This is a genomic window from Gilliamella sp. Choc5-1 (genome assembly GCF_001690595.1).
In the GTDB taxonomy this organism is placed as follows: Bacteria; Pseudomonadota; Gammaproteobacteria; order Enterobacterales; family Orbaceae; genus Gilliamella; species Gilliamella apicola_M.
Genome location: NZ_LZHH01000083.1, coordinates 1 through 11,702, shown reverse-complemented (window position 1 = coordinate 11,702; position 11,702 = coordinate 1). Strand labels below are relative to the sequence as shown.

The following is an 11,702-nucleotide window of genomic DNA, read 5'->3' as shown; positions in this document are numbered from 1 at the left end:
ACATTATGAAACAAGCTAATCTCACAAAAACATTTAAAGAGATGCTTCGTCAAGAGAAGTTTAGTTCACAAGTAGAAATCGTACAAGCGTTACAAGAACAAGGATTTGATAACATTAATCAATCAAAAGTTTCACGTATGCTAACCAAATTTGGTGCGGTAAGAACCAGAAATGCAAAATCCGAAATGGTCTATTGTTTACCTGCAGAAATAAGCGTACCAACAACTAGTAGCCCATTAAAAAATTTAGTGATTGATATTGATTTCAATAGCTCAATGGTGGTGATACGTACTAGCCCAGGCGCAGCTCAACTCATTGCTCGATTACTAGACTCAATTGGTAAATCGGAAGGTATTTTAGGTTCAATTGCTGGTGATGATACAATCTTTAGTACACCAACTAAAGAATGTACTGTAAAAAAATTATATCAAACCATTATTGAATTGTTTGAACGAGAACTATAGATCTTTCCATTTTGCCATATTACAACTAAATAATTTTTAACTTTTAACCTATTGACACAATTAATAAAATCGTTAATCCTATATAGTGCTGATTTCGTAACAGAAGTTGCAAAACGAAGAGGCGCATTACTCAGGTAAGTCATTTTAGGGACTGGAACCACTAATAAATGATCGAGGGGACGTAATGCCGAGGTTTGATTACCCATCCAGAAGTAATTAAATCGACTGCAAGGGCTGAATCCCTTGGGTTGTCACCTTAACAGGTGGAGCGCTTCATGGTTTGTACTTTTTAATTGTAAATAGAACATGCCCGCTCTAACTCTGTTAAAAATAAAAATTTTTAATATGAGGAATCCATGGAAACATCATTTGTAATTGCTAAATTTGGTGGTACTAGTGTTGCCGATTATTCAGCAATGGTAAATAGTGCCAATATTGTAATCGCTAATCCTAATGTTAAAGTTGTAGTGTTATCGGCATCTGCCGGCGTGACCAATTTGTTAGTTGCATTAGCAGAAGGTCGTGATACCGATGTTCGCTCTCAACATATTGCAAAAATTCAATCTATCCAATACAACATCTTAGAACAGCTACCTGAAAACCCCGAACTCCGAAATGAAATAGACCAAATCATTGCTAATATAGCCTCATTGTCAGAAGCGGCAAGTTTAGCTACATCGCCAGCATTAACTGATGAACTTGTTAGTCACGGTGAAATAATGTCTTCCAAACTCTTTGTGGAGATATTAAAAGAAAAGCAAAAAAATACTACATGGTTTGATGTACGTAAAGTATTGCGCACTGATAATAAATTTGGTAAAGCCACACCTAAAATTGAAGATATTAAACAACTTTGCTGTGCACATTTAAAATCACTAAACAATCAAAATATCATAGTAACACAAGGATTTATAGGTAGTGAAAGTTCAGGAAAAACTACAACCTTAGGGCGCGGTGGTAGCGACTATACCGCTGCTTTATTAGGTGAAGCATTAAATGCAACTCAAATTGACATTTGGACTGATGTGGCAGGAATTTATACTAACGATCCGCGCATTACTCCAGCGGCTAAACGTATTGATGAAATATCTTTTGCCGAAGCAACAGAAATGGCAACATTTGGTGCAAAAGTGTTGCACCCTGCAACATTAGTACCCGCTGTGCGTAGCAATATCCCAGTTTTTGTTGGTTCAAGCAAAGCGCCTCAAGAAGGAGGAACAATTGTTTACAACACAAACAGCATTACATCTAAATTACCCGTATTTAGAGCTTTAGCATTACGCCGTAAACAAACTTTACTAACCCTAACCAGTTTAAATATGTTACATGCGCAAGGTTTTCTTGCAAATGTGTTTACGATATTAGCCAAGCATAATATTTCTGTTGATTTAGTTACTACATCAGAAGTAAGTGTCGCATTAACTATTGATACCACAGGTACTAACACCAACGGTAACAGTTTATTAACAAAAGAATTATTTAATGAACTATCAACAGTTTGTAATGTAACTGTAGAGGAAGACTTAGCACTAATTGCGATCATAGGCAATAACTTAACCTCAACACGAGGCATACCAAAAGAAGTGTTTGGTGTATTAGATGAGTTTATTATTAGGCTTTGCTGTTATGGAGCAAGTACACACAATCTTTGCTTATTAGCAAAAAGCAATGATGCCGAGTCAATTATTAAAATTCTACATAAAACAATTTTCGAACAATAAGATTAAAAGGGGGATTAAATCTCCCTTATATTTCATTACTAATATTTACTTGTTTTTATTATAACCTCGTTAAAAAATGAAAACACACCGAATATTAAAATTAATAATCTTTATATTTTACATATCATTTCTGACTTTTGAACAATCGGTTAAAACTATTACATTGAACATCAGCATCTGTTAGATTTTTTAATATATTTGAGTAAACTAACTTTAATTTCAATAACAAAAGGAAATAATCATGGGTATCATTAGTTGGATAGTTCTAGGATTAATTGCCGGCTGGATTGCGAAGTTTTTTATGCCACTTGGACGTGTAGGAGTGATTAAAACTATTTTATTAGGTGTAGCTGGGGCCTTAGTGGGTGGGTATATTAGCACCTTCTTTGGTTGGGGTAGTGTAACTGGATTTAATTTCCCAAGCTTATTTATTTCTGTTTTGGGTGCTATTTTACTGATATATCTTTATCGTCTTTTAAAATAAAGTCATGTCTCAATCAAACTTGGTTGAGTTCTTCCGCCAAGTTTGATTTATATAAATAAAGAAATTATTTTTGCCATTAATTTAAACAATTTTTTTAATATCCAAAAACAAACATAGCCTAAACATAAGAAAAAAAATATCATTAAACATAAAATGCCAAATGTAATTAATGCAAAAATAAAACAGACGAAAAGTACTGGTATAAAGTAAATAATATCTATTTGTGTTATAGTATTAATAAATATAAAAAAAACTATTGTTATAGCAATTAATACTAACCAATATAAAATTTTCATAACTTTATTTTTAGGTTTAGCATCAAGAGCAATACCTGTAGCTTCAAAACCTGCGCCTATGGCATCAAAAATATCAAACGGCATAACCAATATTTCCTTTCATTTTTGTTGTAAAGATATTAATAAATAATTTCGTCGTATCTAGATTTTTGTTATATTAATATTCAAAAATCACTTATTAATAAATAGTAATTATAATGCTAAAAATATTCAATACATTAACACGCGAAAAAGAAATATTTCAACCAATTACCCCTAATAAAGTTGGACTCTATGTTTGTGGAGTGACAATTTACGACCTTTGTCATATTGGTCACGGGCGTACTTTTGTTGCTTTCGATGTTGTTACACGTTATTTACGTTTTTTAGGCTACGATTTAACTTATGTTCGTAATATTACTGATGTCGATGACAAAATAATTAAGAGAGCATTAGAAAATGGTGAAACTTGCGAGCAATTAACAGATCGCATGTTACAAGAGATGTATGCCGATTTTGATGCACTGAATATAAAACGCCCTGATGTTGAACCTAGGGCAACGCATCACATGCCACAAATAATTCAATTGGTTGAAGAGTTAATTAATAAAAATCACGCTTATATTGCCGAAAATGGGGATGTGATGTTTGCTGTTGATAGTGCACTTAATTATGGTATGTTATCTCGCCAAAATTTAGAGCAGCTACAAGCTGGTGCTCGTGTTGATGTGGTTGATGTTAAACGTAATCCAATGGATTTTGTATTATGGAAAATGTCAAAACCTAACGAACCAAGTTGGGATTCACCATGGGGTAAAGGTCGCCCTGGTTGGCACATTGAATGTTCAGCAATGAACAGCTATCAATTAGGCAATCACTTTGATATTCACGGTGGTGGTTCAGATTTAATGTTTCCGCATCATGAAAACGAAATTGCCCAATCAACTTGTGCGCATAACGGTCAATATGTAAATTACTGGATGCACTCAGGTATGGTGATGGTCGACCAAGAAAAAATGTCAAAATCACTCAATAATTTTTTCACTATTCGCGATGTATTAAAGCATTATGATGCTGAAACAGTACGTTATTTTTTACTATCTGGTCATTATCGTAGTCAGTTAAATTATAGTGAAGATAATTTAAAACAAGCAAGAATGGCACTTGAGCGACTATATACAGCCTTGCGAGATACTGATGCGAATCATCCACATACGACACCTGATAGTAATTATTATCGCCAGTTTTGTAACGCAATGGATGATGACTTTAATACACCAGAAGCTTATTCAACGCTTTTTGATCTGGCTCGTGAAATAAACAAAGCCAAAGCCGATAATAATATGCAACTCGCTAATGAATTAGCAGCTGAGTTACGTTATTTATCAGCAGTTCTTGGATTATTAGAGCAAGATCCTATTAAATTTTTACAAGGTGATAAGCAAGATGATGTTGATGTTGCATTAGTTGAAACATTAATAAAACAACGTAATGAAGCAAGAGCCAGCAAAAATTGGGCACAGGCTGATGAAGCTCGTGACAAACTAAATGCAATGAATATTGTTCTTGAAGACAGTGCAAACGGCACAACATGGCGCAAAAAAAGCTAATATTTTTAACGTGACAATTTTATGAATAAATAAAATAACACATTAGGCTAATTGACCAAAATAGCCTTCATAATTTTATGAGGCTATTTATAATTATCATAATGATTTATCAATCGAAGTTAAAATACCACGCAAAATATTTAGTTCCTGTTGTTCAATACGTGCACGTGTAAATAAGCGACGCAAACGCCCCATAATTTGCCCTGGATGATTATTATTAATAAAGCCAGTCCGTAATAAAGTCTGTTCTAAATGTTGGTAGAAACGTTCTATATCGGCATTTATAGGAAACTTAGCTTCGGTTATATTCGTATCTTTTGATTCTTCAAGTAGCTTACTTTCAAGATTTAACATTGACATACGAATTTCATAACACAAAACTTGCACCGACATGGCAAGGTTTAAAGAACTATAATCAGGATTAGCAGGAATGCCAACATGATAATGGCACTTTTGCAATTCTTCATTCGTTAAACCGACACGTTCACGCCCAAACACCAAAGCAACCTGAGCGCTGGCATTAGTTGCTTCTTGAATAATCTTATCACCACATGTTTTTGGGGTTAAGTGTGGCCATTGCAAACTACGAGAGCGGGCGCTAGTGCCAATCACTAAAGTACAGTCGGCAATCGCTTGTTCAAGTGACGAAAAAATTTGCGCATTTTTTATAATATCACTGGCACCTGCAGCTAACGAAATCGATTGAGAATCAGGCTTGATGACCGGATTAACTAAACAAAGATTCGTTAATCCCATGGTTTTCATTGCTCTCGCAGCAGAGCCCATATTGCCTGTATGAGACGTTTCAACCAAAACAATCTTCACATTATCTAAATAACTCACATTGTCCTCATTATTGAATAATTACCTATAACATAGGATAAACTAAATAATTATTAATACAGTATATATTAAATTCATGGTAAAATCAGTGTCAGCCCCTCCACCATGTTACGCAATATTCAGTCAATGGAATTTATTTCAAAATTAAATTAATAAAAATTAGACAAAAGCAAATATCTTATTGACGAGACTAAAATAATTTGCCAATGTAATAACAACATTAAAATTAACTTTGTTGATAAAAAATGAGGAGGTCAATTATGACTTTAAGTATTACCAGTAAACAAATGGATGTTACCCCTGCTATTCGTAGCTATCTAGAAGATAAATTTTCGAAGTTAGATAAATGGAGAGCACTGTTAATCAACCCTCATTTTATTTTATCGAAAGAACCAGATGGATTTATTGTTGATGCAACAATTGCTACCAAAGGAACTTCATTAGTTGCCTCTGCCAAACATATTGATATGTATGCTGCAATAAATGACCTTATTGATAAGCTTGAAAAACAACTTAATAAACTACAACACAAAAATGAATCTCGGCGTGCAGTTAACAGCATAAAAGACGCAGTATTAGAAGAAGAAATTTAATTTGTCAATTTTATTGATTGAATAAAAAGGCACTTTGATGGTGCCTTTATTTTTTTGCTTGTTATAATACAAACTATCTTTTTTAAATAACTAATAAAAAATGGCTACAAATCCTTTATTATCTTTGCGAGATAAAATCAATAAATTAGATAAAACATTGTTAGAGCTTATTGCCCAGAGGCGCCAACTTTCAACGCAAGTAATTCATACGAAAATTGAAGCAAACATTCCTGTGCGCGACATTGATCGTGAGCGTTCACTTATCAGAACCTTAATCAATGAAGGCAAAGACTATCATCTTGATGATATTTTCATTAAACGCTTATATCAATTAATTATTGAAGATTCTGTACTATTACAACAAAAAATCTTGCAAGAAAAGCTTAATCTCAGCACAATCACCACAGCCAAAGTTGCCTTTTTAGGCCCCAAAGGATCTTATTCGCATTCTGCTGCTCGCCGCTATGCTAGCACTCACTTAGATGAAATGATTGAATTAAGCTGTTCAACCTTTAAAGAGATTTTTGAACAAGTCGAAAATGGTGCCGTAGATTATGGAATTTTACCAATAGAAAATTCAAGTTCTGGCTCAATTAATGAAGTTTATGATTTATTACAAAAAACTAATCTACATATTATTGGTGAGCTCTCTTTACCTATTGATCATTGTGTTCTTGCTATACAAAATTCCCAGCTAGAGCAAATCGATACTATTTATAGCCATCCACAACCATTCCAGCAATGTAGTAACTTCTTAGAGAACTATCCTCATTGGAAAATCATATACTGCGATAGTACTTCATCAGCAATGGAAACTGTAGCTAAATTGAATCAACCTAATATTGCAGCTATGGGTAATAAAGATGGTGGTGAATTATATGGGCTACAAGTCCTTGAACATAATTTTGCCAATCAAAAAGAAAACATTACTCGTTTTATTGTGTTAGCTCGTCAGCCAATAGAAGTATCTGATCAAATCCCTGCTAAAACCACAATTCTCATGAAAACAGGTCAGCAAGCAGGTGCTTTAGTTGATGCGCTATCGGTATTACGTAACCATAACATTGTTATGACTAAACTCGAATCACGCCCAATTCATGGTACACCTTGGGAAGAGATGTTTTATATCGATTTGCAAGGTAACATTCATTCTTATGAAATGCAAACAGCACTCAAAGAATTGGCATCAATGACTTTATATACTAAGGTACTAGGGTGCTATCCTAGTGATTCTATTGTTGCTGCAATGTAATGGCTATGACAATACGACACTTTTCGCAAGCGGTCCTTACGTGGTATGAACAATATGGCAGAAAATCGTTACCATGGCAGGTCAAAAAAAGCTCTTATCATGTTTGGTTGTCTGAAGTGATGCTACAGCAAACCCAAGTTGCTACAGTCATTCCTTACTTTAATCGTTTTATTGAGCGCTTCCCACAAATAACAGATTTAGCAAAAGCGCCAATTGATGATGTATTGCATCTTTGGACTGGACTTGGTTATTACGCAAGAGCGCGTAATTTACATAAAGCAGCACAATTAATCGTTGATAAATTTAATGGTATTTTTCCTACAAAGTTCGATGATGTTATCGCACTTCCAGGCATAGGACGCTCAACAGCTGGTGCAATTTTATCTCTTGCACAAAATCAACATTATCCAATTTTAGATGGCAACGTAAAACGTGTTTTAACCCGATATTTTGCTGTTGAAGGTTGGCCTGGTATTAAAACTGTCGAAAATAAACTTTGGCAATTAAGTGAACAAGTCACACCGAAACATAAGGTAGCAAAATTTAATCAAGCTATGATGGATATTGGGGCTATGGTTTGCACACGCACTAAACCTAAATGCTCCTTATGCCCATTGCAAACCCATTGTCTAGCATATAAAACCGAAAGCTGGCAACTCTATCCTACAAAAAAAACTAAAAATGCCATTCCCAAAAAGACAGCCTATTTTTTAATGCTGGAATATGATCATACAATTTGGCTTGAAAAAAGGCCTCCGTCTGGTATTTGGGGAGGATTGTACTGTTTTCCTCAATTTTCAAGTAAACAAGCAATAACTGACTGGTTAAAAAAACAAGGTATCGAAACAACAGCACCAAAGCAACTTGTTGCATTTCGCCACACATTTAGTCATTTTCACTTAGATATTTTTCCTATTTATTGTGTCATTACCAAGTATACAAAATGTTTTAATGAACATAGTGGCTATTGGTATAAACTAAAATCTAACAACGCAAAAATAGGTCTTGCTACCCCTGTTTATAACTTATTAAAACAAACAGTTTAATCACGATTTATTATCAATATTGGTGCACTTTTTAGTGCATCATTATTATTCTTGTTTAACTATAATTTGCTAAGCGCATTAGATCATGCGACTTTAGTTCAGTTTACTTATTTTATGGTTGGATTGTTATTTCTGGAATAGATTCTTAATCTATTAAGTATCATAATTGATTTTTATACTGAAACACATACTTACCTGAAAGTTTTTGACAGACACAATAATAACTAGATATAAGTTTAAATTAAATATGCATAGCATATTTAATCAGTTGCTTTTTTAATAGCTGACTATTATCAATAACATTCATACCAATTGTTCTTAACGTCTTTTTCAACAAATTATCACCATTAAACATATCTTGAATAGTTTGCATGGCCGTGAGCATAACTAACGCATCTTTGCGACGATTAAACTCAAATGATTTTAAATTTTTTACAAGCCCAATATCTTTATTAGTTTCGATTAATTGTTTAATGGTTGAAACTAATAAAGCAGAATCTTGAAAACCTAAATTTACCCCTTGCCCCGCTAAAGGGTGAATAGTATGAGCTGCATCGCCAATAAGCACTAACCGATGCTTAATAAATTGTTTAGCAAACCGCGCTTTTAATGGGAATACCATTCTAGAGTTAATTAACTGACATTTACCGACTTTATCACCAGTCAACCGAAATAATTCGTTCGAAAATTCTGATTCAGAAAGTGAAGTTAAAGTTGACGCATTATCTGGTTTTGTCGACCAAACTAAGCAACTTTTATTTTCCTGCCACAGAGGAAGAAAAGCGATAATTCCATTTGAATAAAACACTTGCTTAGCACAAGATTGGTGAGGGAACTCTGTATCAACCGTTGTAATAACAGCATGATGAAGATAATCACGCTCAAAAACTGGAATATTTTCATACCTACGCACCCAAGAATGAGCACCATCAGCCCCTATCATTAATCTAGCTTGTAAAACAGTTTTATCTGTAAGATTCAAAAAGACAAAGTCGTCATTAAAAGCACAACCAATTGCTTCACAATTATATATATTAATATTAGAGCAATTTAAAGCATATTGGTAAAGATAATGAGAAATGACATTATTTTCAATAATATAACCTAAATTTTGATAGTTATAATCTTTAGCATGAGCTGATAAATGTGCTTGACCATTTTTCTCCCATACGCCAATTTCAGTAAATTCTTGAACTCGCTTACTCTGGCATAATTCATCCCAAATACCTATTTGCGAAAAATACCGTTGGCTTGAACCATTAATAGCTGAAGCTCTAATACCTATTTCAGCATGCAAGAAGGAGTCATGTTGATGAACTTTATTGTCTATAATAGCAATATTTAAAGCATTTTGGCTTAGTGCGCAGGCCGTAGCTAAACCAACTAACCCACCGCCAATAATTACTACATCAAATTGAATATTCATATTAATAAATGCAACTATTTAATTTAATTTATCATCATTTTTTGATTCAACTTCATCATCACTCATCGCTTTTTTAAAACCTTTCAATGCTGAACCAAGATCGGAACCTAAATGACGGAGTTTTTTAGTGCCAAACAATAAAATAACCACAGCCAGAAACACTAAAAGATGTGGAATACTAAAAGACATAATCAAATCCTCTCAATAAAATATAACTCTCTATTGGGATAAGTTGTAAAACAAATTTTATATGAGTCTTATTATACTCTTTTTGAGAAGGGATTTCATGAATAGTTCAAGAATAAAAAAAGACCTGTATAAAACTATACAGGCCAACATGAAATATAAGGAATATAAGGAAAGAAAACAATGAAAAATCCTTACCCTGCTTATTATCCATTTTTTTTCGCTTGAGTCAACGTTTTTATTTGTTTTTTTATTTATTTTTATTTATTCAATTATCACCCTAAAAGCATAAACTCAATAAAAACAACATATTAGCAAAAGAGTGGAAATTTGAGGTACATTTGATTAATGTCAAAAACATTGAAAAAATCGATTTTTATCATTTAAATATTTTTTTTAACAGAAAAACACGAATGATGAAATAAAAAAAACACCTCTTTATTTGCTAAAAATATCACTACTTAAAAATAGAATACAGAAAAAAACAGAAAGTAAAAGCATAAACAACCAAAAAGAAAATTAAGTAAGGAAATTTTGTTTTTTTATTAAATTTTCACACTATTTACTATTTAAAATCATAAAAAACACATTATAATTAATAAAATTACACTGGAAAAATAATGAGATGAAGATGAAAGTAACTAAAAATAATAATGTCAAAACATTTAAAGACAGATTACACAGCTCAATGCAGGGCTTATCTGTTTCCGCCTTCGCGAAAAAATGCGATATGTCTGAAACAGTCATTAGAGATTATTTGTCGGGTAAAACCTACCCGTCACTTATTCGTCTAGAAGTTATTGCTGAAAAATGTAATGTATCTTTCAATTGGCTTGCCACCGGCCATAGACAAGAATTTGTGGATTCGAAAGACGAAGAAGATGTTTACAACGAAAATATTTATCGAATTCCTGTCTATAAAAAACAATTACCAACTAAAGAAGAGGCACAAAAGGAACGTTTTGTTAGAGAAACACCTCCTGTAATGAACTATCCCGTTATTGAGGGGTGGGTCAAACATCGTGGTTTAGATGCTAAAAGGTTAATCATATACTGGGCTAAAGGTGATTTAATGTCGCCAGATATAGAAAACAATAATGGCCTAATTCTTAACACTGAAATAAATGATATTGTTGATGGGGCTATCTACCTAATTGAATATGAAGATATAACTTTTTTAAGAAAGGTACGCTTAACTCTCGATGGATGGTTGCTAATTTGTAATAATAGTCAACACCCTACCATTGAAGTACCCAAGAATGATTTTCATAAATATCATATTGTTGGGCGCGTTGTGCTAATTATTAAAGATATTTTTTAATACTCTTAATTGTAGGAAAACGCCAAGTTGTTTACAGTTCATGGTTAATGGATCCACAACGTTGGAACTATTTATGTGTTTTAGTGAACTTATCCGATAGGCAAATTGTCGGTTACCATGTTGGTCAACATAAAACAGCAGAGCTTGTTATGTCGGCATTAAGCCAAATTAAACTGCCATTATCGAAATTAGATTTATTTCATTCAGACCGCGGTAAAGGGTTTGATAATCGGTTATTAGCGGATTGTTTTAAGACATTTAATATCACGCATTCATTAAGCAAGAAAGGATGTCCTTATGACAATGCGGTAGCGGAAGCGACATTTAAAACAATTAAAACGGAATTTGTAAAAGGCCAACGTTTTAACTCAACGGCTGAGTTACAACGCGCTTTTTCGGCTTATGCTTATTGGTATAATCATAAACGATTACATTCTTCGTTAGGCTACTTGCCTCCCGTTGAATTTAAAAAACACTTACC

13 protein-coding genes and 1 riboswitch are annotated in these 11,702 nt (G+C 33.3%); of the genes, 9 read left to right on the top strand and 4 right to left on the bottom strand.

Going from position 1 to position 11,702, the window contains the following annotated elements; all coding sequences use genetic code 11:
- Positions 1-5 precede the first annotated feature (5 nt).
- The 3 genes from argR (at position 6) to A9G35_RS07135 (ending at position 2,669) form a co-directional block, all read left to right on the top strand.
- Positions 6-464: a transcriptional regulator ArgR gene (gene argR, locus A9G35_RS07145; RefSeq protein WP_065560627.1), complete on the top strand. Its 459-nt coding sequence runs from the start codon at positions 6-8 to the stop codon at positions 462-464.
- A gap of 108 nt (positions 465-572) precedes the next feature.
- A riboswitch (Lysine riboswitch) is annotated at positions 573-746 on the top strand.
- Between the two features lie 74 nt (positions 747-820).
- Positions 821-2,185: a lysine-sensitive aspartokinase 3 gene (gene lysC, locus A9G35_RS07140; RefSeq protein WP_065636281.1), complete on the top strand. Its 1,365-nt coding sequence runs from the start codon at positions 821-823 to the stop codon at positions 2,183-2,185.
- Positions 2,186-2,426: 241 nt separating this feature from the next.
- Positions 2,427-2,669 carry a GlsB/YeaQ/YmgE family stress response membrane protein gene (locus A9G35_RS07135; protein ID WP_065636280.1) on the top strand — a complete coding sequence of 81 codons (243 nt, stop codon included), beginning with the start codon at positions 2,427-2,429 and terminating at the stop codon, positions 2,667-2,669.
- Between the two features lie 47 nt (positions 2,670-2,716).
- Here A9G35_RS07135 and A9G35_RS07130 read toward each other — a convergent pair whose 3' ends face one another.
- Entirely contained in the window at positions 2,717-3,049 is a 333-nt protein-coding gene (locus tag A9G35_RS07130) for a hypothetical protein (protein WP_065636279.1), read from the bottom strand.
- Between the two features lie 113 nt (positions 3,050-3,162).
- Between A9G35_RS07130 and cysS the strand changes: the two genes are divergently transcribed.
- The gene (gene cysS / locus A9G35_RS07125; protein WP_065636278.1) at positions 3,163-4,554 is read left to right on the top strand and encodes a cysteine--tRNA ligase; all 1,392 of its coding nucleotides are present in this window, start codon (positions 3,163-3,165) and stop codon (positions 4,552-4,554) included.
- 96 nt (positions 4,555-4,650) lie between these two features.
- Here the strand turns inward: cysS and trmJ are convergent, their stop codons facing one another.
- Entirely contained in the window at positions 4,651-5,340 is a 690-nt protein-coding gene (gene trmJ / locus A9G35_RS07120) for a tRNA (cytosine(32)/uridine(32)-2'-O)-methyltransferase TrmJ (RefSeq protein WP_065636311.1), read from the bottom strand.
- Between the two features lie 317 nt (positions 5,341-5,657).
- On the opposite strand from trmJ, the gene raiA reads away from it, so the two are divergent.
- The 3 genes from raiA to mutY all read left to right on the top strand — a co-directional run bounded on the left by raiA (position 5,658) and on the right by mutY (position 8,288).
- A complete protein-coding gene (gene raiA, locus A9G35_RS07115; RefSeq protein WP_065636277.1) occupies positions 5,658-5,990 on the top strand; it encodes a ribosome-associated translation inhibitor RaiA in 333 nt (110 codons plus the stop codon).
- A 100-nt stretch (positions 5,991-6,090) separates the two neighbouring features.
- A complete protein-coding gene (gene pheA, locus A9G35_RS07110) occupies positions 6,091-7,242 on the top strand; it encodes a bifunctional chorismate mutase/prephenate dehydratase (protein WP_065636276.1) in 1,152 nt (383 codons plus the stop codon).
- A gap of 5 nt (positions 7,243-7,247) precedes the next feature.
- Entirely contained in the window at positions 7,248-8,288 is a 1,041-nt protein-coding gene (mutY, locus tag A9G35_RS07105; RefSeq protein ID WP_065636310.1) for an A/G-specific adenine glycosylase, read from the top strand.
- Between the two features lie 241 nt (positions 8,289-8,529).
- On the opposite strand, the gene A9G35_RS07100 is transcribed toward mutY, so the two are convergent.
- Together A9G35_RS07100 and A9G35_RS12925 are read right to left on the bottom strand one after the other, a co-directional pair.
- Positions 8,530-9,714 carry an FAD-dependent monooxygenase gene (locus A9G35_RS07100; RefSeq protein WP_065636275.1) on the bottom strand — a complete coding sequence of 395 codons (1,185 nt, stop codon included), beginning with the start codon at positions 9,712-9,714 and terminating at the stop codon, positions 8,530-8,532.
- Positions 9,715-9,732: 18 nt separating this feature from the next.
- Positions 9,733-9,903 carry a Sec-independent protein translocase subunit TatA gene (locus A9G35_RS12925; RefSeq protein ID WP_081300157.1) on the bottom strand — a complete coding sequence of 57 codons (171 nt, stop codon included), beginning with the start codon at positions 9,901-9,903 and terminating at the stop codon, positions 9,733-9,735.
- Positions 9,904-10,531: 628 nt separating this feature from the next.
- Between A9G35_RS12925 and A9G35_RS07095 the strand changes: the two genes are divergently transcribed.
- The gene (locus A9G35_RS07095) at positions 10,532-11,221 is read left to right on the top strand and encodes a LexA family transcriptional regulator (protein WP_065636274.1); all 690 of its coding nucleotides are present in this window, start codon (positions 10,532-10,534) and stop codon (positions 11,219-11,221) included.
- 47 nt (positions 11,222-11,268) lie between these two features.
- On the top strand, positions 11,269-11,702 hold a 434-nt coding region (locus A9G35_RS07090), incomplete at its 3' end, for an integrase core domain-containing protein (protein WP_141673818.1).

Bases quoted from the DNA above. Each gene is read 5' to 3' on its own strand.
- mutY (WP_065636310.1), top strand. From the start codon at position 7,248: ATGACAATACGACACTTTTCGCAAGCGGTCCTTACGTGGTATGAACAA.
- pheA (WP_065636276.1), top strand. From the start codon at position 6,091: ATGGCTACAAATCCTTTATTATCTTTGCGAGATAAAATCAATAAATTA.
- argR (WP_065560627.1), top strand. From the start codon at position 6: ATGAAACAAGCTAATCTCACAAAAACATTTAAAGAGATGCTTCGTCAA.
- A9G35_RS07095 (WP_065636274.1), top strand. From the start codon at position 10,532: ATGAAAGTAACTAAAAATAATAATGTCAAAACATTTAAAGACAGATTA.
- cysS (WP_065636278.1), top strand. From the start codon at position 3,163: ATGCTAAAAATATTCAATACATTAACACGCGAAAAAGAAATATTTCAA.
- A9G35_RS07100 (WP_065636275.1), bottom strand. From the start codon at position 9,714: ATGAATATTCAATTTGATGTAGTAATTATTGGCGGTGGGTTAGTTGGT.
- A9G35_RS12925 (WP_081300157.1), bottom strand. From the start codon at position 9,903: ATGTCTTTTAGTATTCCACATCTTTTAGTGTTTCTGGCTGTGGTTATT.
- lysC (WP_065636281.1), top strand. From the start codon at position 821: ATGGAAACATCATTTGTAATTGCTAAATTTGGTGGTACTAGTGTTGCC.
- raiA (WP_065636277.1), top strand. From the start codon at position 5,658: ATGACTTTAAGTATTACCAGTAAACAAATGGATGTTACCCCTGCTATT.
- A9G35_RS07135 (WP_065636280.1), top strand. From the start codon at position 2,427: ATGGGTATCATTAGTTGGATAGTTCTAGGATTAATTGCCGGCTGGATT.
- trmJ (WP_065636311.1), bottom strand. From the start codon at position 5,340: ATGGGCTCTGCTGCGAGAGCAATGAAAACCATGGGATTAACGAATCTT.
- A9G35_RS07130 (WP_065636279.1), bottom strand. From the start codon at position 3,049: ATGCCGTTTGATATTTTTGATGCCATAGGCGCAGGTTTTGAAGCTACA.